This window comes from Pedomonas mirosovicensis, assembly GCF_022569295.1.
Taxonomy (GTDB): domain Bacteria; phylum Pseudomonadota; class Alphaproteobacteria; order Sphingomonadales; family Sphingomonadaceae; genus Pedomonas; species Pedomonas mirosovicensis.
The window spans coordinates 2318893-2338178 of record NZ_JAKFIA010000001.1 but is presented as its reverse complement, the minus strand read 5'-3'; the positions used below and the strand labels follow the sequence as shown (position 1 = coordinate 2338178).

The window sequence follows — 19286 nt, the reverse complement described above, 5'->3', positions numbered from 1 at the left end:
TACACACGGGAGAGGCGGCCGTCCAAGTCCGGCCGCGCGAGAATTGGCCTTCGCAGCGTAGGAGGGCCACCGTATCGGGCAGCCGGAGGCGCATGCCTCGTGCCGGGTACGCGATGTGTCGCATAAAGGTAAGGATGTCATGGGGCGAATATTATCGATCCTTCTGGGCCTGTTGCTCCTGGTCATAATCGGCGCAACCGTTTATTTCGGCGTTGCCGACGTGAAAGCGCCGCAGGAGCGGGTCGAGAAGGTCATCCCGAATGAGAAGCTTGGGGCTTAAAGCCACCGCCTCGGCCCTTGCAGTTCTGGTAACGGCGCTGGCGGCAGAAGGGTTTGTTGCGCCTGCTGCCGCGTTTCAGGCCGCGCCTGGCGCTGCGCCGGTGCCTGCGCCGCAGGTGCCGCCGTCGGCCGCGCCCAAATCCCTGCTGCCTGCGGGCACCTTCGCCCCGCCGCCGCCCCCGCCTGTGGAAGAGCCCGCGCCGGTTGGCGACGCGGCAGTCCCCGGCGTCGAGGCGGTGCCGGAGGAGACCGTGCCGCAGGCGGAGGAGGTGGCCGAGCCTGCCGCGCCCGAGCCGCAGACGCGCCTTGCCATCCTGTCCCAGTCCGACCTCATCGGGCTGCACGGCCCAAGGACGGGCGGGTTCGAGGAAACCCTCTGGGCCGGCTCAAGCGGTCCCTTCGTGCGCGATTTTCTGCGCGGCCTGCCGGCGCCCACGGCATCTCGCTGGGGCCATGTGCTGCTGCGCCGGGCGCTGCTGACCCGCACCCCGACGCCGGAAGGCGTGCTGCCGGCCAATTTCGTGGCGGAGCGGGCGCACCTCCTGCTTCGCATGGGCGAGGCCGAGGGCGCGCGCCGGCTGGTGGCGCAGGTGCCGGTCTCCAGCTTCACCCGCCGCATGTTCGATGTGGCGCCGCAGGCCCACATGGCGGCGGGCGACGTGCCAGGCCTGTGCCCTCTGGTGCAGACCGGCATCACGGTGTCGGCGGACCCGGTGTGGCCGCTGGCGTCCGCCGTGTGCGCGGCGCTTCAGGGCGATGACGCCGGCGCGGCGCTGACGCTCGATCGGGAGCGGGAGAACCGCACCGCCAAGACCTTCGATATTCAGCTGGCCGAGGTGGTCTCGACCACTCTTGCCGGCAGCGATCGGGGCGTGAACGCCGCCTGGCCGCAGACGGCGCGGCTGACCACCTATCGCCTCGCCATGGCGCTGGCGGGCGGGGTCGAGGTGCCGCGTCAGCGGCTGGCGGACGCCAACACGGCGGTCAAGGGCTGGCTGACCCGCAACGGCAGCCTGCCGCTGGCCGTGCGGCTGGAAGCGGCCCGCACGGCAGCCGCCACCGGCGCGCTGCCCGCACGGGACCTCATCAACCTGTGGTCGCTGCAGGCGGCCGGTCTTGACGAAACCGCCATTCGGGCGCTGCCGGTCGGCAAGCTTCGCACGGCCTATCAGGCCAGCTCCCTTCCCGCGCGGGTTCAGGCCATGCGCGACCTGTGGAATGCCGCCTCGTGGCCCCACGGCAAGGCGGCCATGCTGCTGGTTACGTCAGATGCCGCGGCGCGGCTGCCGGTGCGCGCTTCCCTGGTCGGGGCCGCGCCCGAATTGGGCCGTTCGCTCCTGCTGGCGGGCGACGTTCCGGCCGCCCTGCGCTGGTATGATCTGGCCCGCCGCGAGGCGAAGGGCCGCAACCCACAAGCGGGCGCGCCGCTCATGGCGCTGTGGCCGCTGGTGGCAACGGCTGAGGCGCGGGGGCATGTGCCCCACTCGGTCGGCCTGTTCGAGCTGTGGGACGATATGCAGGACGGCGAGCGGGCCGAGCAGGCGCGCCGCCGCCAGCTGGTCAGCGCGGCGATGACCGGCTTGCAGCTGCTGCCGGTGGCGGAGATGCCTCGCTCGGCGCAGGTGGAGCTGGTCAGCAACGCCTACACCCGGCGTTTGCGGGCGGCGGCCAAGGCCGGGCGCAAGGGCGAGGTCATCCTGCTCAGCGCCGCCGGTCTCGGCAAGGATGCTGCCCAGGTGAGCCCCGCCTACCTGTTCGAGATCACGCGGGCGCTCTCCATCGTGGGGCTGAAGCAGGAAGCGGGGCTGATCGCGGCCGAAATCCTCATCCGCAACGGAGTCTAGGGTCCGATGAGCGACCGCCGCCTCACGGACCCGGCCGCCATCGGCCTGTTTCTTGACATGCTGGCGTCAGAGAAGGGCGCGGCACGCAACACGCTGGCGGCTTACGAGCGCGACCTGCGGCTTGTCAGCGAGGCGCTGGGCGGGCGATTGCTGGCGGCCGAGGCCGAGAACCTGCGCGGCTGGCTGGCCGGGCAGGGCAGCCTGGCGCGCGCGTCCATCTCGCGCAAGCTGTCGTGCCTGCGGCAGTTCTTCCTGTTCGCCTTCCGCGAGGGCTGGCGGCGCGACAATCCGGCCAGCGATCTTCTGGTTCCCGCGCCGGCGCAGCGGCTTCCCAAATCGCTGAGCCGGGATGAGGTGGACCGCCTGTTCGAGGCGGCCAAGGCCCGGCTGGAGCGCGCGCCGGTGCCGGCCAGCGTGCGGCTGGTCGCGTTGATGGAGCTGCTCTACGGCTCCGGCCTCAGGGCGACCGAGCTGGTCAGCCTGCCGCGCAATGCCATTGCGCCCGGCAGGCCCTACATCATCCTCAAGGGCAAGGGCGGGAAGGAGCGGCTGGTGCCGCTATCCACCCAGGCGCTGGCGGCCGTCAGCGCCTGGCGCGAGCATGTGCCCGAGGAGGCGCGCTATCTCTTCCCCTCCGGGGGCAAGAGCGGGCACCTGACCCGGGTTCGGCTGTTTCAGCTTGTGCGCGAGTTGGGGCTTGAGGCGGGCGTGCCGCCGGAGCGTTTGTCTCCGCATGTTCTCAGGCATGCTTTTGCCACCCATTTGCTTGACAACGGCGCGGATTTGCGTGCCTTACAACAGATGCTCGGCCATGCCGATATCGCCACCACGCAGATCTACACGCATGTGGCCGAGGCGCGTCTGGTTGAGTTGGTAAACGAGAAGCACCCGCTTGCTAATATGCCGAGCCCGGTTGACGGGCGGAAGCGTCGTGGCTAGCGTCGCCCGCTTCTGAGGTGAGTAATTGACCGGAACATGGTGACTTTTCTCGACTTTGAACGCCCCATCGCCGAACTGGAGGCGAAGATTGCCGAACTTCAGGCCGGTGCCGCCGGGCGCGTGGACATCGGCGCGGAGATCAGCAAGCTTCAGGCCAAGGTCGACAAGCTGCTGAAGACCACCTACGCCAACCTGACCCCGTGGCAGAAGGCGATGGTCGCGCGGCATCCGAACCGGCCCCACTTCCGCGACATCGTGGCGGGGCTGATCGACGACTTCACGCCGCTGGCAGGCGATCGTGCCTTTGCCGAGGATTCGGCCATTATCGGCGGCATGGGCCGGTTCCGGGGCCAGTCCGTCATGGTCATCGGCCATGAGAAGGGCAACGACACCGCCTCGCGCATCAAGCACAACTTCGGCATGGCCAAGCCCGAAGGCTACCGCAAGGCCATCCGCCTGATGCAGATGGCGGACCGCTTTGGCCTGCCCATCCTCACTCTTGTGGACACGCCGGGCGCATTCCCAGGCGTGCAGGCGGAAGAGCGCGGCCAGGCCGAGGCCATCGCCCGCTCCACCGAGGCCTGCCTCAACGTCGAGGTGCCGCTGGTCTCCTGCATCGTGGGCGAGGGCGGCTCGGGCGGCGCGATCGCGCTGGCCGCGGCCAACCGGGTGCTGATGATGGAACACGCCATCTACGCCGTGATTTCGCCCGAGGGCTGCGCCTCCATCCTGTGGCGCACGGCCGACAAGGCGGCGGAGGCCGCCGAGGCGATGAAGCTGACGGCGCAGGATCTGGCGACGCTGGGCGTTATCGACGGCATCGTGCCCGAGCCGCTGGGCGGCGCGCACCGCGACCCGAAGACGGCCATCAACAATCTCGGCAATGTGCTAGAGCGCGAGCTGAACCAGCTCACCGGCCTCAGCCGCGCCGAGATCAAGGCCGACCGGCGCGAGAAGTTTCTCGCCATCGGCCGCGCTGGCCTTTGAGCCCATCCCGTTTGTGCTGATCGTTGAGCCTTGCCCGGAGTCTCCGGGCAAGGCTTTGCATTGCCGTAATTATTCTGTTGCGGCAAGCCGGGGGAAGGGCCCACGGGGCGGTAAGGCTTCTCATTCGTTCTAATCTTTGCATAATTTGCTCTCCTGCCGGGCCGAACCCGGCAAGGGCACGCAGGCAAGGCAAGGCAAGGCAAGGCAAGGCGAGGAGGGGAAAGGTCGCGATGGCACGGACGAAGGCAATCCTGGCGGCGGTTACGGCGTCGATGCTGCTGGGAAGCTGCAGCACCACACCGGCGGGTAGTCTCGCCTTCACCCCCTTCATGTCGCGCTCGCAGGAGCAGTCGATCGGCGAATCCGAGCATCCCAAGCTGCTGGCGGAGTTCGGCGGCGCCTACCCGGACGACAAGGCCTCGGGTTATGTGGCGATGGTCGGCGGGCGCGTGCTCCAGAACTCCGAGACGCCGGGCGAGCCCTTCACCTTCACCCTGCTCGATTCCAGCGTCGTCAACGCCTTCGCCCTGCCGGGCGGCTATGTATACATCTCCCGCCAGCTCCTGGCGCTGATGAACGACGAGGCGGAGCTGGCCTCGGTGCTAGGCCACGAGATCGGCCACGTCACTGACCGTCACACCGCCAAGCGCTACAATACCCAGATGCTCGGCGGGCTGGGCAGCCTGCTGGTGGCCGTGCTCACCGGCTCGGGCCAGCTGGCGCAGATGGCGGGGCAGGCGGCGCAGGTCTACACGCTCTCCTATTCCCGCGATCAGGAACTGAAGGCCGACAGCCTCGGCATCCGCTACATCAGCCGGGCGGGCTACGATCCTTACGCCTCCCCCGACATGCTCTCGATCCTGGACGCGCAGGACAAGCTCGACGCCAAGATCACGGGGCGCAACGCCGAGGAAGCGACGCCGAACTGGGCGCGCACCCACCCGCTGACCAGTGATCGCGTCGCGCAGGCGCGCCAGATGGCTCAAAAGACCGGCATTGCCCCAGGCAGCCGCCCGCGCAACCGTGATGCGCTGCTGGCCGCCATCGACGGGCTTGTGGTGGACGACAGCGCGGAGCAGGGCTTCGTGCGCGGCCGCACCTTCGCCCACAAGCAGCTGAAGCTCACCTTCACCGTGCCGGAGGGCTTCACCCTTCAGAACAGCCCGCGCGCGGTGATGGCCACCGGGCCGGGTCAGGTGCAGGTGATGTTCGCCGGTGGGCCGCTTGCCAGCGGCCAGAGCCTGGGCGGCTATCTGCAGGAGGTGTGGACCGAGTTGACCGACAACCAGGCTGGCGCGGGCCCGCAGCCGCAGTACGGCCAGATGAACGGGATGCAGACGGCCACCATCGCCACCCGGCTCAGCACCAGCAGCGCCGTGCTGGATGTGAGCATCCACGCCTTCCAGTGGTCGCCGAGCCAGGCCTATCATTTCGTGATCGTCTCGCCGGCTTATGCCAGCAGCCAGTCGGCGGCCCAGTCCATCGCCCAGACGCAGGGCGCCCTGACGTCGATGCTCCAGTCCTTCCGCAAGCTGAGCGATGCGGAGGCCGCCAAATACAAGGAGCGGCGAATCAAGGTGGTCACGGTCGCGCGCGGGCAGACCGCCCAGCAGCTGGCCCAGCGCATGGCCTATGACGACTACAAGCTGGATCGCTTCCTAGTGCTCAACGGCTTCCAGAACGCTAGCGAGGTGAAGCCCGGCAATAAGGTGAAGCTGATCGTCTACGGTGATTGACGGGCGGCCAGGCCGCGCCTTCCGGCGCTTGCCAGCGTGCGAACCTGCCGGGCGCTGGGCTCGGCGACGTTCAGCCAGCGCACGATCCGCCCGGCAAATGCCCAGATGAGGAGCGCCAGCGGCAGGGAGACCAGGCCGTCGATGGCGTAGTGCCAGCCCAGGTGCACCGAGCCGATCCAGATGAGACCCGCAAACAGGCTGAGCAGCAGCCCCGCCTTGCGGTTGAGGGCAAAGCCGGCCCGCGCCATGAGCACGGAGGTCGCCACGTGCAGCGACGGCATGGCGGAGATGCCCGCGCCCGTTGAGGCGCTGCCGCTCTGGTAGCCGCGCCACAGCATGTCCTGCACCTGGAGGGATGTGATGCCAAGGCCGATGCCCTGCTCGCGGATCGCCGCATCAAGGGCGTGCAGCCGCTCCATCAGCGGGGCGAAGGGGTTGGGGCCGCTCACCACGTGGCCAAAGTAACAGGGCCCGGCCGAGGAGAGAAGCACCGCCGCCGCCGAGCCGATCAGCATCCACGTGAGGCAGAAGGCGAGGAGATACTGGGCACGCCACGCCCGATAGTCGGTCTTGAGGGCGGCGTAGATCACGCCCATCCACATCAGGAAGAACCAGTAGTTGTAGGCGAACTGGAGCACCCAGCTGGCGAGCGGGGAGCCGAAGACGGCATGGGTCAGCCGCCAGGGGGCCGTGCCGAAGATCTGCCGGTCGATGTGCGCGAACAGCGCATCGTAGGCGAAGGGCTTGAAGGCGGGAATCGCCGCCTTGAGGGCTGTGAAGCTGTTGAGGAGAAGCGTCAGCACGACCAGCGGCGTCAGGCGCATCAGCAACTGGTCGAGGGGGAGGAGGTGAGCGCGGATATCCGCCATCATCACCATGAGCGGCCGCGCTGGGCGGCGCGCCAGCAGCAGGTGCAGGGCGTAGGCGACGAAGATCAGCCCGCCCGCAACGCCCCAGGTGAGCAGCGTCAGCGACCCATAGCTGGGCGCAAACAGGTCGTTTGCCCGGCCGAGCGGGGAGAGCAGTCCCCAGGCCGTGGCGGCGTATGCGAGGACCAGCAGCACGAGCGCTGCCGAGACGCGTAACTCCTGCATCAGGTATCGCATGAGAACCGCCCGCTCCAACCGCCCGTCGTTCCTGCCCATAAAGCGAAACGGCGGCCGTAATGGCCGCCGTTTTCTTAAGGTCAGCCTATGGCTGATCCAAAGGACGAACCTTACGGCGTGGTGGTGGTCGCCGAGTTGTTCGCGCTGTCCAGCTCAGAGGACACGGTGTTCAGCGTGTTCTTCAGGCTGCTGCCGACGGCCGAGAGGCCGGCGATGCAAACAACGGCGATGAGGGCAGCGATCAGGCCGTACTCGATGGCGGTGGCGCCCTTTTCATCGCGAGCAAGCTTACGCAGCGTGGTGCGAATGAACGACATGGTTTGTCTCCTTGCGGTCGCCACAACCGTGGCGGGTCCAAAGTAAAGCCTTTCCCGAGGCCAACGATGGGCTTGTACCGCGACAGGAGTTTCAAACTTCTTAATGGAGACCATTACCCATGCCGTTAATCATCTAGAATCCGGTCCGGAAACGCGTTTTTGCCTGAGGGGAGGGGATGGAACGAATAAAAAAAGCGCCGGGCTGAATCCCGGCGCCAGGCGTTGCCGTAATTTTCCAAACTGGTCTGTTAAACAATGGACTTGCGATTCTACCGGGGGAGGTGATTCGCGGATTTTTCTTTTCGTATCAACCGATACGGCTGGCGATCACCCCGAAGGTGTCCGCCGGGTGGCCGCCCATGGTGGAGATGAGACCGGCAACGGCAATGGCGATGATGGCGATGAGGAGGCAGTATTCCACAGCCGTCGCGCCTGAGCGGTCGCGCGTCAGACGCGACAGAGCGTGATGAATGTTCCGCATGAGGCCTCCTGTCCCGTCATTTTGGCTGCACTCTGACAGAGGGCCGTTAAGAAACTCTGAGCGCTTATTCTAAATTTCCAGAAAGGCTTGGCGGGCATGGGCCTATCGCCGCAGCCTGGCCGAGGGCTATCGACACGTCCGGCAGGCTGTGGAACCTAGGGCCCCCAGATGAAACAACGGAAACAACACGGCGGGTCCTCCCATGCTCGGCACCGAGAACACCACCGACTCTTTTGATGAATGCCCGGCCCCTCCGGGCCTGACCGATCCGTCCAAGCCGATGGTGACCGTGGTTGCCGCCGCGCTCATCGATGCGGACGGGCGGGTGCTGGTCGCCCAGCGGCCGGAGGGCAAGTCGATGGCGGGCCTGTGGGAGTTTCCCGGCGGCAAGGTGGATGCGGGCGAGAAGCCCGAGGCAGCCCTCGTGCGCGAGCTGCGGGAAGAGCTGGGCATCGATACCACCGCCTCGTGCCTCGCGCCGCTTACCTTCGCCAGCCACCCCTACGAGAACTTCCACCTCCTGATGCTGCTTTACGCCTGCCGCAAGTGGCAGGGCATGGTGCGCCCGCAGGAGAACCAGGCCGTGCGCTGGGTGCGAATCAGCGAACTCTACAGCCTGCCCATGCCTCCGGCGGACATTCCTCTCGTCGGCGTGCTGGCCAGCCTGCTGTAGGATCGGGTTGATATTTCGCAGGGGGGCAAGGCCCGCTGCAAAGAGAAATTATGAACCCGCCCGATCGCCCGTGGGCTGCTCCGTCACGCCCAGCGCATCGGCGAGGCGGACCTTGGCGGAGCCAGGGCGCAGGGGCTTGGGCTGGCCGGGGCCGGGGGCCCAGCCTTGCAGCGAGATCAGCTCGACGGTTGCTGGAATACGCCCGCCGTCCAGCCCAAAGCGCTCGGCATAGAGCGCGGCGGCGTGCATCAGCACGTCGCGGCGGAGGAAGGAGCGCGGGCGGCTGGCCTGCGCGTTGGTCTCGCCCATGGCGCGGAGTTCGGCGAAGAGCTTCAGCGGGTCGCCGTAGGTGATGGTGAAATGGTCGCTGTCCGCCACGGGCATGGCGAAGCTCGCCCGCTGAAGCAGGCTGCCGGCGTCGCGCACCTCGATCATCGGCGCAACGCGCGGCGCGACGCGGCCGGTCAGTTCCTCCTCGGCGTCGATGAGCGCGCGGCGCAGCTCATAGAGGGTGTCGCCGCCGGGGAAGGCGGCCATGAACAGCCCGTCGGGCTTGAGCGCCCGGTTGATCTGGATGAGCGCGCCCGGCAGGTCGTTGGTCCAGTGGAGAAGCCCCGCCGAGACCACGAGGTCGAACGCTTCATCCTTGAAAGGCAGGAAATCGGCGTCGCAGGCAACCGCGTGCGGCCGGCCGCGCAGCCAGCCTTCCGCCGGGTCGGCGTAAATGATGCTGGCATCGGGATAGCGGGCGGCGAGCGCCTGCCCCAGTCGGCCGTCGTGACTGCCGAGGTCGAGGATGCGGGTGAACTGGCGGTTGATGAGCGCCAGCCGGTCCACGAGGTCCTCGACCATCATGTTCTTCAGGAAGTCGACGAACGTGCCGGAGTCTGCCGCGCGCTGGCGCTGGCGACGGACCTGCCGGCGGTCGAACATTTCGATGTCGGTGGGGGCGGAAGGGGCGTCCTTGGTCATGTTCGACCATATGGCGTGCTGACGCGGCCGGGCCAAGAGGGATAAGGTGCCAAAGTCATGCGCCGCCCGGTCGTCATCCTTGCCCGCTGGCTCATCAATCTCGTGCTGCCGCCGCGCTGCCTCGGCTGCGGCGCGGGCGTCGAGACGCAGGGCACCTTCTGCCCGGCCTGCTGGGCAAGCTTGCGCTTTCTGGAGGAGGCGGAGGGCTGCGCCCGTTGCGGGGAACCGGTGGGGCCGGGGGTGGTGGCCTTCCCCGGCTGGCAGTGCGCGCATTGCCTGGCGGAGCCGCCGCCGTTTGCCCGCGCTCGCTCGGCCTTTCTCTATGGCGGCGCGGTGCGGGAGGCGATTCTGGCGATGAAGCACGGGGACCGGACGGAACACGCCCGTACTCTGGCGGGCCAGATGGCGCGGGCGGTCTCCGGCCTGCTTGCCGAGCCGGACATCGTGCTCGTGCCGGTGCCGCTCCACCGCTGGCGGCTGTGGCGGCGGGGGTACAATCAGGCGGCGCTGCTGGCGCAGGCGCTGGCGCGGGAGACCGGCCGGCCGTGGCTGCCCGATGCGCTGACGCGCGTGCGCGCCACCCTGCCCCAGCAGGGGCTGAACCGGGAGGAGCGCCGGCGCAACCTGCGCGGGGCCTTCCGGGTGACGGAGGCGGGCAGGCGCAAGATCGCGGGCCGCATCGTGGTTCTGGTGGACGATGTGCTCACCACCGGCTCGACCGCCCGCCACTGCGCGCGGGCGCTGCTGGCGGCAGGGGCAACGGAGGTGCGGGTGGCGACGCTCGCGCGGGTCAGCGCGGCGGGCGAGGGGGAGGCGGCCTTCGTTCATGCCATTGCCCGTGCGGCGTAGCCCGGGCTTGCGGCGCAGGCGGCCCCTTTCCATATTGGCCGCGTTATCAGTAGAGATGGCGTAACCGGTTTAAAAGGAGTGCTCTGTGGCGACTGTCGAGATCTACACCGCTGACTATTGCCCCTACTGCCATAGGGCAAAGCGGCTTCTGGAAAAGAAGAACGTGGCGTTCAAGGAATATGACGTGACCGTCGACCCCGAGGGGCGCGCCGCCATGAGCCAGCGGGCGGGCGGGCGCAGCACCGTGCCGCAGATTTTCATTAACGGCCAGCACGTGGGCGGCTGCGACGACCTCCATTTCCTGGAGGACCAGGGCAAGCTTGACGCCCTGCTGGCAGGGTAAGGGCGGGGCATGACGACTTCGTCCTTTACGGTCGGTCTCCTCCAGATGACGTCCAGCACCGAGCCTGAGGAGAACCGGGCGGCGCTGGAGGCTGGGCTGCGGGATCTGGCGGCGCGCGGCGCCGAGTTCGTGATGACGCCGGAGATGACCGGCGCGCTCGATGGCAACAAGGCGCGTCTGCGCGCCAATGCCCGTCCCGAGCATGCGGATGAAACGCTGGCGCTCGCCCGGTCTCTGGCGGCGGAGCTGGGATTGTGGGTGCTGCTTGGCTCGCAGGCGGTTGTGGTGGATGACGGGCCGGACAGCCTGCTGGCCAACCGTTCCTTCCTCATCGGCGCGGATGGCGGGCTGAGGGCCCGCTACGACAAGATCCACCTGTTCGACGTGGACCTGCCCTCCGGCGAGCGCTACCGGGAATCGGCCAGCTACCGGCCGGGGTGCGAGGCCGTGGTGGCGGCAACGCCGTGGGGGCAGCTGGGTTTCAGCATCTGCTACGACGTGCGCTTTCCCCACCTGTTCCGCACGCTGGCGCAGGCCGGCGCGCAGATGATCGCCGTGCCGGCCGCCTTCACCAGGACGACCGGCGAGGCCCACTGGCACACCCTGCTGCGCGCGCGGGCCATCGAGACCGGCTGCTATATTCTGGCGCCCGCCCAGACCGGCCTGCACAAGGACGGTCGCACCACCTTCGGCCATTCGCTGGTCATTGCCCCGTGGGGCGAGGTGCTGGCCGACGCCGGCGAGGGGCCGGGCGGCGTGATCGCGCAGGTGGACCTGTCTCATGTGGCGGATGCGCGGGCGCGCATTCCGGCGTTGCGGCATGATCGCGCTTACGAGTTGGTTGAGGTTCGGGAGTCATGATCGTTTACGATCTCAAGTGTGGCGCGGGCCATGTGTTCGAGGCGTGGTTCGGCTCGTCGTTCGATTACGAGAAGCAGCGGAAGAAGGGCCTGCTGGAGTGTCCCCTGTGCGGCGACGCCTCGGTGGAAAAGGCGGTGATGGCGCCTGCCGTGGCGGCCAAGTCCAACCAGAAGCCGGATCAGCCGGGCTTGGGGGCGCAGCCCATGGGCGCGCCCGGTCCGCAATCTCCGGAAGAGGTCAAGCAGATGCTGGCCAAGCTGGCGGAGATGCAACGCCAGGTTGAAGAGACCTTCGATTACGTGGGCGAGGACTTCGCCGAGGAGGCCCGACGTATCCATTTTGGAGAAGTCGAGGAACGGTCCATCTACGGAGAAGTTAATCTAACGGAAGCCAAGGAGTTACGGGAAGAGGGCATCAATGTGATGCCCTTGCCGTTCCCCAGCAGGCGCAAGCGACTGAATACCTGAGTCGATCGTCATTCCGCGCAGCCTGGCCTGTTCGGGGACGATCAGCCCCATGCGATGGCGGACCGTCCCGTGGGCGGGCGCGTCGTGCCTTCGCCAACAGTCCGGAGAGGCGGAACATGACGAACGATTTGACGGACGTTACGCGGCGTAGGTTTCTGGAAGCAACGGCTGCGGCGGGGGCGATGACCCTGGTGCCTGCGGCTGTCCGGGCGCAGGCGGCCGGTGCTCCTAATATCGTCGTGACCCTGAGGAACACGGCCGGGCAAACGCTCACCGTAAAGGCGAGCGAGGGCAAGCCCTGGCCCGCGCCGTTCAACGGGCAAACCCGCTGGGAGCTGACCCGCGCCATCGGTCCGGAGAAAATCTGGATCAGCTTCGGCCGCGATACGGACGGACGGGTGGACGTGTGGTTCTATTTGAACTTCAGCACCCAGAGCAACAGTGTCGTCGTGCCGCTGACCACCAGCATCACGGTGGACGGCCAGCCGGTCAACCTGTGGGGGCAGGGGCCGAGCATCACCCTGCACGCGGTGCGCTCCACCCTGTGGCGCTGGCAGTCGCGGCCGCGCAAGTGGCAGTTCGATCGCATCCCCGATCTCGCCAGCCGCTTCGTTCTGCTGCATCACTCCTCTGGCCCCTTCGGCTCGGCCCGCAGCAAGACCCAGGCCTATCTCAACACCGTCCCCGCCGGCATTCCCTTCACCGATGTGAACGGGCGGTTGGGCGGCACCATGGTCTCTGATTTCCTGCGCGGCGCGGCGGCGGGCGGCGAGCGCGATACCATCGGCCTCATCCACGAGAAGCACGCCCGCGTGATCGAGGAAGTGCTGAACGGCAACATGGCCTATGCCCAGCAGAGCGAGCCGTCGCTCATCCTCATTCAGGAGCTGATCGGCCAGTATCCGGGCTATTTCTTCTTCCATGTGGATTCGGGCAAGATTCTCGACCCCACGGACAGCGGCCAGCTCGGCAAGTGCTGCTGGCACCGCAACCCGAAGGCCGCGCAAGGGGCCCGCTACATTCCCCAGGCGGGCACCAACAACTACAAGTATGGCGAAGGCTACGCCGGGTGGGACATCGCTCACCCGCACAATCACCACTTCCTGCCCTATCTGCTGACCGACGACCCCTATTACCTGCTGATGGCCCAGATGAACGCCACGGCGGCCATCGGCTACGGCACGGCCCGCTTCCGGATGCCGGGATACCAGGGCGTGCTGATCGAGGAGGAACGCGGCCTGTGGTGGGGTCTGCGCCAGCTGTGGTGGGCCGAGGTGCTGACGCCGGCCAGCGGCGTGCCCGCGCCTTTCCTGCCGCGCAGCTACTTCTCGAAGGGCATCGACCAGACCTACACCTACGTGCAGGGCTCCTACGACAGCAATACTTATATCGACCAGGTTCAGCGCTTCTGGGGCATGGCCTCGCCGGTGACGACCGAGAGCAAGTATGTGGGCTACTCGCCGTTCATGAACGACTACGGCCACGAGGTGCTGCTGTGGATGTACCTCTCGGGCCGGGCCATCCCGCCCGCGTTCATGATGTGGAAGCTGCAGAATCTCTACAACCGCATCATGCTGTGGGGCGAGTATGTGAATTCGTACATCGGCATCGTCCCCGGCATCAACGCCATCGTCGCGCCGCAGCAGGGCACGGCCCTGCCGTACAACAGCCTCGATACCTACCATCAGTGGGTGACCGCGCAGCGGCAGGCCGCCGGCCTGCGCCCGCTCGACAGGCAGCATCCGCGCATCAACTACAGCGGCGCGCTGCACCGGGACTGGCATATCGTCTACGGCCTCCTCAACCTGCTCAAGCCGGCGCGCGCCAAGGGCCTGGCCATGCGGTTCGACCCGGCGGAGCGCGAGGCGGCGCTCCTGCGCGACACCATCGACACCCGCACCGGCAAGCAGGCGCAGTTCCCCGTGGGCGCGACCTTCTTCGCCAAGCAGGGCTTCGATTACTGATCCCTGCTTTCGCCTCGCAACGGGGGAGGGCATCCGCCCTTCCCCCGCGCGATGTTCCTTGGGCTCAGGCCTTGCGCCTGGCCTTGCGCCCGGCGGCAAATCGTGCGAAATCCCAGCCTCTGCCGATGCGTTGGCGCAAGGGCCCCGTAGCTCAGCCGGATAGAGCGACGGTTTCCTAAACCGCAGGTCGCAGGTTCGAGTCCTGCCGGGGTCACCACCGCCGCCAAACGCCCGAGCGCCAAACGCCCAAAATCCAAGCCGAAAACCACTCACCAGCGCGCCCAGCCGATGCGCTGCCATCTTGCATCGGGCCTGGAACGACGCTACATACCGTTCGCATTCAAACGAACGGATTATTTTCTTGCGACCCGAGGCTCGTTTCACGTCCTCCTTCGGCTTCATTGCCCGAAGTTGGCGGCGTATCATCAATACTGCGCTCACCCGCTTTGGCCTGTCCGAGGCCACGGCGCTGCCGCTCGTGCATCTGGGCCGTGTCGGCGGCGGCATCACCCAGATCGAGCTGGCCAATCACCTGGGCATTGGCGGGCCGTCGCTGGTGCGGGCGCTGGATCGGCTGGTGGCCGCCGGCTACATCGACCGCTGCGACGACCCGGCGGACAAGCGGGTCAAGCGCATCCGGCTGACCCCGGACGGGGAGGAGATCACCGCCCGCATCGAGGCGGAGATCGACCGTCTGCGCGCCATCGTCATGAAGGACATCAGCGCGGAGGAGCTTGCGGTCAGCCTGTCGGCGCTGGAGCGCTTCCGCACGGCGATCGATCAGCTGGAAACCCAGCCCGCCGTCATCGCGGGCGAGGCGGAGGAGCCGCGGTCATGATCCGCCTCCGCCTGGTCCCTGGGCTGTTTTCGCTGAACACCTTCATCGCCGCCATGATGGCGTTGTTCATCGCGCTCAAGCTGGACATGCCCAATCCCTACTGGGCCATGCTCACCGTCTACATCGTTAGCAATCCGCTGGCCGGGGCGCTGCGTTCCAAGGCGGCGTTCCGTCTCGCCGGCACGATCATCGGCGGCGCGGCCTCCGTGGCGCTGGTGCCCAATCTGGTCAACGCGCCCGAGTTGCTGTGCCTTGCCATGGCCTTGTGGATCGGCGTGTGCCTGTTCGTCTCCCTGCTCGACCGCACGCCGCGCAGCTACATCTTCATGCTCTCCGGCTACACGGTGGCGCTGATCGGCTTTCCCGCCGTCACCAACCCCTCGGGCATTTTCGATACGGCCGTGGCGCGGGTGGAGGGCATCGGCCTTGGCATCGTCTGCGCGACCCTGATGCACAGCCTGTTCCTGCCGCAGGGGCTGGGCGGGGCGGTGACGCAGCGCATCCGCGGCTTCATGACTGATGCCCAGGGCTGGATTGTCGAGATGCTGGGCGGGCAGCCGCCAGAGCACTCGTCCAGCCGGGCGCACAAGCTGGCGGCGGACGTGTCGGAGCTGCACATGCTCTGCACCCACCTGCCGTTCGACATTTCCGATTATCATAACCGCAGCCGCGAGGTGCGGGCGCTGTCGGAGCGCATGGGCATGCTGATGCCGCTGGCGACCACGGTTGGCGACCGGCTGCATGTGCTGCAGGCCCAGGGGCGGGAGCTGCCCGAGGCCTCCTGCCAGCTGGTGCGCGACACGGTGGCATGGATTTCCGCCGGCCCCGAAGCGAAACTCGATGTGGCGGATGAGCTGATTGCCCGCGCCCGCGCGCTGGAGCCGGAACTGGGCCCGTCGCCCGAGTGGCTGGACGTGATCTCCGCCAGCTTCCACAGCCGCCTGAGAAAGCTGATCGAGGCCTATCGGGATTGCCGCGCGCTCAGCCGTTCCCTCGTCTACGGCCAGCCGCTGCCCGCCTCGGTGCGGCCCATCGTGGCCTCCAGCGCGGCCCAGCCCCTGCACCGGGACTACGGCATGGCCCTGTGGTCGGGTGTGGCGGCGGTCACGGCCATGCTGGCGGTATGCGCCTTCTGGATCATCACCGGCTGGAGCATGGGCGGCCAGGCGGCCATGATGACCGCCGTCAACATGTGCCTGTTCGCCGCGTCGGACGATCCGTCCAAGGGCATCAACACCTTCGCCATTTACACGGCGCTGTCGATTCCCCTCGCCGGGCTCTACCTGTTCGGCATTATGCCGGCGCTGCACAGCTTCCCGATGCTGGCGCTGGCGCTGGCTCCGGTGCTGCTGGTGTGCGGCTACCTCAGCCTTCAGCCGCACCTGTTCGTGCGCTGCCTTGCCATTTTGGGCAACATGTTCGGCCTCCTGGGCTTTCAGGAGAGCTTCCATCCCGACTTCGCCGCCTTTGCCAACGGCAGCCTGGCCATGCTCGCCGGCATGATCGCCGCCTCGATCGTCACCCAGCTGATCCGCTCGGTCGGCGCCGAGTACGGCACCCACCGCCTGCTGCGCGTCACCTGGCGCGATCTGGCCCGTCTGGCGGGCGGGCTGCGCCTGCCGTCGCGCTCCAGCTGGATCAGCCGCATGACTGACCGGGCGGGCCTGCTCGGCCCCCGGCTCCAGAGCACGCGCGGCGCGAAGGATCTGGTGGCCGATGCGCTCGGCGAGCTGCGCGTGGGGCTCAACGTCATCATCCTGCGCCGTCTCGATGAAGGGCTGACACCCAAGGCGCGTCAGGCCGTGGATGCGCTTATGAAGGCGCTGGAGGTTTATTTCCGCGCCCGCGCGGCGGGGGAGGCACAGCCGCCCGAGGCGCTGCTGGCCGCGCTTGACCGCGCCATCGTCGCCCTTGGCGCGGAGGCGACGGCATCCGCGCGGCAGGCGGGCCTCCTGGCGCTGGCCGGGCTGCGCCGCACCCTGTTTCCCGACACCCTGGCCTTTGCAGGAGGCAACCATGGCCGCTGAGATCAATGTGGGAGGCGTGTTCCTGCCCGCGGCCCTGCTTTGGGCCCTCGTCGCCTTCGCCCTGTCGCTGGGCGTGCGGCAGGTGCTGACCGGGCTTGGCCTCTATCGCTTCATCTGGCACCGCGCCCTGTTCGACATCGCGGTGTTCGTCGCACTCTGGGGCGCGCTGGCGACCCTGTCGTTTCATCATAGCGTTTCGGTAGCTTCATGAAATCCGTACTTCCGTATCTTTTGCGTGTTGGCGTAACCCTTGGCGTTGTCGCGGTGGCGGGCGTTGCCGTTCATGCCATGTGGGTTCACTACGAGGTGGAGCCCTGGACCCGCGACGGGCGGGTGCGCGCCGATGTGGTCAAGGTGGCCGCCGATGTCTCCGGCCTGGTCACCCAGGTTTTGGTGCGCGACAACCAGACCGTCCACCGGGGCGACCCGCTGTTCGTCATCGACCCCGCCCGCTATCATCTCGCGCTGGCCGAGGCGGAGGCGGCCGTCGCCACCGCCAGGGCCAACCTCAATCAGGCCCGCCGCGAGGCGGAGCGCAGCAAGGCGCTGGGCGATCTGGTCTCCCGCGAGGAGCGGGAGCAGAGCCTGGCCAAGGTCGAGGTGGCCGAGGCGGCGCTGAAGCAGGCGAGGGCGGCGGTGGATGCGGCGCGCCTTAATCTGGAGCGCACCACCATTCGCGCCACGGTCAACGGCACCGTCACCAATCTTCAGCTGCGCCCCGGCGATTTCCTGTCGTCGGGCGCGCAGGCGCTGGCGCTGGTCGATGCGGATTCCCTCCATGTGGACGGCTACTTCGAGGAGACCAAGCTGCCGCTCATCCACGTGGGCGACCGGGTGGAGGTGATGCTGATGGGCGAGGACGAGGTGATCGAGGGCCGGGTGGAGAGCATCGCCGCCGGTATCGAAGACCGCGACCGCACCAGCGGCACCAACCAGCTGCCCAACGTCAACCCCACCTTCAACTGGGTGCGGCTGGCCCAGCGCGTGCCGGTGCGGGTGGAGCTGACCCGCGTGCCACAGGATGTCCGCCTCATCGCCGGGCGCACGGCGACGGTGACCGTCGTCGAGCACAGCGGGCCGGAGGACGCGCCCTCCAGCGCCGCCGCGGGCAAGGATGAAAGGTCGGCGGCATGACGCGCCTTGCGTTGCTTCTTGGCGCGGCGAGCCTGCTTGCCGGCTGCGCCGGTTCCCTTGCCACCGACCATCCCCGCTCAAACCTGCCGCACGCGCCCGCCGCCACCGGCCGGTTCCAGAGCGCCGCCAACGGCCCGTTCAGCCCCGAGCCCGTGCCCGGCGCATGGTGGCGGCTGTATCGGGATGATCGGCTGGACGCGCTGGTGACCGAGGCGCTGGCGGCCAACACCGATCTGCGCGTTGCTGCCGCCAACATCGAGCGGGCCCGCGCCCTCCTGGCCGAGACCGCCGATGCGCGCCGGGCGCAAGTCTCGCTCAGCGGCGGGGCGTCCCTGTCCCGTCCCGAAGGCACGGGCGCGGACCTGCCGGGCCAGGTGGGCTACGATGCCGGCATCGGCATCTCCTATGAGCTGGATATCGTTGGCCGCCTGCGTCACCTCATCGAGGCAGCCGAGGCTGATACCGAAGCCGCCCAGGCGGCCTACGATCTCACCCGCATCACCGTGGCGGCCAATGTGGTCGGGGCCTATGTGGATGCCTGCGCGGCGGGCGAGGAAAAGGAGACCGCCGAGCGTAGCCTGGCGTTGCAGGAGGAAAGCCTGGCGCTCACCCGCGAGCTGTTCCAGCGCGGGCGCGGCACGGCGCTCGATATCACCCGCGCCGAGACGCTGGTGGAGCAGCTGCGCGCGCCCATTCCCGCCTTCGAGGCGGCGCGGCAGAACGCCCTTTACCGGCTGGCGGTGCTCTTGGGCCGCCCGCCTGCCGAGTTTCCAAAAGAACTGGCCGAATGCCGCACGCCGCCCCGGCTGAACAGCCTGCTGCCGGTGGGCGATGGCGCGGCGCTCATTCGTCGCCGGCCCGACATTCGCGCGGCGGAGCGCACGCTGGCGGCCGCCGGTGCGCGCGTCGGCGTGGCGGTCGCGGACCTCTACCCCCGCGTGCAACTGGGCGGCTCGGCCGGGCTCACCGGCCTTGCGGCGGATCTGGGCGAGGGGCAGGCCTTCCGCATGAGCCTTGGCCCGCTCATCAGCTGGACCTTCCCCAACCAGGCGGCGGCGCGGGCGCGCATCAAGGCGGCCGAGGCCACCGAGAAGGCGGCGCTGGCCAGGTTTGACGGCACGGTGCTCACCGCCCTGAGCGAGGTTGAGGTCGCGCTCAACACCTACGCGCGGGAGCTGGAGCGCCACGCGGCGCTTGAGGCCGCGCGGGATCGCGCCGCCACCGCCGCCACCCAGGCCGAACAGTTGCAGCGTCTGGGCCGGGGGACTAGCCTCAGCGTGCTGGATGCCCAGCGTACCCTGGCTTCGGCCGAGGCCGCGCTGGCGGCATCCACAGCCCAGCTGGCGAGCGAGCAGGTGGCCCTGTTCCTGGCGCTCGGCGGCGGCTGGGAGACGGGGGTACAGGCACAGGGGCAGGCACAGGCGCAAGGGGCCGGGCAACCGGGGGCCTGAGGCGGCGTTCGCTTCCGG

Annotated in this window: 20 protein-coding genes and 1 tRNA gene; 17 read left to right on the top strand and 4 right to left on the bottom strand. The window is 68.1% G+C overall.

What is annotated here, in order from left to right:
• Positions 1-139: 139 nt before the first annotated feature.
• The 5 genes from L0C21_RS11130 to L0C21_RS11110 all read left to right on the top strand — a co-directional run bounded on the left by L0C21_RS11130 (position 140) and on the right by L0C21_RS11110 (position 5785).
• Entirely contained in the window at positions 140-280 is a 141-nt protein-coding gene (locus L0C21_RS11130; protein WP_259278415.1) for a hypothetical protein, read from the top strand.
• Positions 261-2123 carry a hypothetical protein gene (locus L0C21_RS11125; protein WP_259278414.1) on the top strand — a complete coding sequence of 621 codons (1863 nt, stop codon included), beginning with the start codon at positions 261-263 and terminating at the stop codon, positions 2121-2123. Before L0C21_RS11130 ends, L0C21_RS11125 begins: the two co-directional genes overlap by 20 nt.
• 6 nt (positions 2124-2129) lie before the next feature.
• Positions 2130-3062: a tyrosine recombinase gene (locus L0C21_RS11120; protein ID WP_259278413.1), complete on the top strand. Its 933-nt coding sequence runs from the start codon at positions 2130-2132 to the stop codon at positions 3060-3062.
• Positions 3063-3098: 36 nt separating this feature from the next.
• Positions 3099-4049 (top strand): acetyl-CoA carboxylase carboxyltransferase subunit alpha, encoded by a 951-nt coding sequence (locus L0C21_RS11115; RefSeq protein ID WP_259278412.1) that lies wholly within the window; start codon positions 3099-3101, stop codon positions 4047-4049.
• A gap of 230 nt (positions 4050-4279) precedes the next feature.
• Entirely contained in the window at positions 4280-5785 is a 1506-nt protein-coding gene (locus tag L0C21_RS11110; RefSeq protein ID WP_259278411.1) for a M48 family metalloprotease, read from the top strand.
• Here the strand turns inward: L0C21_RS11110 and L0C21_RS11105 are convergent.
• The 3 genes from L0C21_RS11105 to L0C21_RS11095 all read right to left on the bottom strand — a co-directional run bounded on the left by L0C21_RS11105 (position 5773) and on the right by L0C21_RS11095 (position 7689).
• Positions 5773-6891 (bottom strand): phosphatase PAP2 family protein, encoded by a 1119-nt coding sequence (locus tag L0C21_RS11105; protein WP_259278410.1) that lies wholly within the window; start codon positions 6889-6891, stop codon positions 5773-5775. The genes L0C21_RS11110 and L0C21_RS11105 overlap by 13 nt on opposite strands.
• Before the next feature lie 110 nt (positions 6892-7001).
• Complete coding sequence (locus L0C21_RS11100; RefSeq protein WP_259278409.1) at positions 7002-7208, bottom strand: Flp family type IVb pilin; 207 nt, start codon at positions 7206-7208, stop codon at positions 7002-7004.
• A 307-nt stretch (positions 7209-7515) separates the two neighbouring features.
• Positions 7516-7689 carry a Flp family type IVb pilin gene (locus L0C21_RS11095; RefSeq protein WP_259278408.1) on the bottom strand — a complete coding sequence of 58 codons (174 nt, stop codon included), beginning with the start codon at positions 7687-7689 and terminating at the stop codon, positions 7516-7518.
• Positions 7690-7969: 280 nt separating this feature from the next.
• On the opposite strand from L0C21_RS11095, the gene L0C21_RS11090 reads away from it, so the two are divergent.
• Positions 7970-8362, top strand: coding sequence for a (deoxy)nucleoside triphosphate pyrophosphohydrolase (locus L0C21_RS11090; protein WP_259278870.1), 393 nt, complete (start codon positions 7970-7972; stop codon positions 8360-8362).
• Positions 8363-8410: 48 nt separating this feature from the next.
• On the opposite strand, the gene L0C21_RS11085 is transcribed toward L0C21_RS11090, so the two are convergent.
• Positions 8411-9334: a methyltransferase domain-containing protein gene (locus L0C21_RS11085; RefSeq protein WP_259278407.1), complete on the bottom strand. Its 924-nt coding sequence runs from the start codon at positions 9332-9334 to the stop codon at positions 8411-8413.
• 57 nt (positions 9335-9391) lie between these two features.
• Between L0C21_RS11085 and L0C21_RS11080 the strand changes: the two genes are divergently transcribed.
• The 11 genes from L0C21_RS11080 to L0C21_RS11030 all read left to right on the top strand — a co-directional run bounded on the left by L0C21_RS11080 (position 9392) and on the right by L0C21_RS11030 (position 19268).
• Positions 9392-10183: a ComF family protein gene (locus L0C21_RS11080; protein ID WP_259278406.1), complete on the top strand. Its 792-nt coding sequence runs from the start codon at positions 9392-9394 to the stop codon at positions 10181-10183.
• 85 nt (positions 10184-10268) lie between these two features.
• Positions 10269-10526: a glutaredoxin 3 gene (gene grxC, locus L0C21_RS11075; RefSeq protein WP_259278404.1), complete on the top strand. Its 258-nt coding sequence runs from the start codon at positions 10269-10271 to the stop codon at positions 10524-10526.
• Between the two features lie 9 nt (positions 10527-10535).
• Positions 10536-11387 carry a carbon-nitrogen hydrolase family protein gene (locus L0C21_RS11070; protein WP_259278403.1) on the top strand — a complete coding sequence of 284 codons (852 nt, stop codon included), beginning with the start codon at positions 10536-10538 and terminating at the stop codon, positions 11385-11387.
• Positions 11384-11854, top strand: coding sequence for a DUF1178 family protein (locus L0C21_RS11065; RefSeq protein WP_259278402.1), 471 nt, complete (start codon positions 11384-11386; stop codon positions 11852-11854). Before L0C21_RS11070 ends, L0C21_RS11065 begins: the two co-directional genes overlap by 4 nt.
• 116 nt (positions 11855-11970) lie before the next feature.
• Positions 11971-13818 carry a hypothetical protein gene (locus L0C21_RS11060; RefSeq protein WP_259278401.1) on the top strand — a complete coding sequence of 616 codons (1848 nt, stop codon included), beginning with the start codon at positions 11971-11973 and terminating at the stop codon, positions 13816-13818.
• A gap of 140 nt (positions 13819-13958) precedes the next feature.
• Positions 13959-14035: transfer RNA gene (locus L0C21_RS11055), tRNA-Arg, on the top strand.
• Positions 14036-14179: 144 nt separating this feature from the next.
• Positions 14180-14656 carry a MarR family winged helix-turn-helix transcriptional regulator gene (locus tag L0C21_RS11050; RefSeq protein WP_259278400.1) on the top strand — a complete coding sequence of 159 codons (477 nt, stop codon included), beginning with the start codon at positions 14180-14182 and terminating at the stop codon, positions 14654-14656.
• On the top strand, positions 14653-16683 hold the full coding sequence (locus L0C21_RS11045) for an FUSC family protein (RefSeq protein ID WP_259278399.1): 2031 nt from the start codon (positions 14653-14655) through the stop codon (positions 16681-16683). Before L0C21_RS11050 ends, L0C21_RS11045 begins: the two co-directional genes overlap by 4 nt.
• A complete protein-coding gene (locus L0C21_RS11040; protein ID WP_259278398.1) occupies positions 16673-16894 on the top strand; it encodes a DUF1656 domain-containing protein in 222 nt (73 codons plus the stop codon). Before L0C21_RS11045 ends, L0C21_RS11040 begins: the two co-directional genes overlap by 11 nt.
• A complete protein-coding gene (locus tag L0C21_RS11035) occupies positions 16891-17817 on the top strand; it encodes an efflux RND transporter periplasmic adaptor subunit (RefSeq protein WP_259278397.1) in 927 nt (308 codons plus the stop codon). The genes L0C21_RS11040 and L0C21_RS11035 overlap by 4 nt, the downstream gene beginning before the upstream one ends.
• Positions 17814-19268 (top strand): efflux transporter outer membrane subunit, encoded by a 1455-nt coding sequence (locus L0C21_RS11030; protein WP_259278396.1) that lies wholly within the window; start codon positions 17814-17816, stop codon positions 19266-19268. The genes L0C21_RS11035 and L0C21_RS11030 overlap by 4 nt, the downstream gene beginning before the upstream one ends.
• Positions 19269-19286 lie beyond the last annotated feature (18 nt).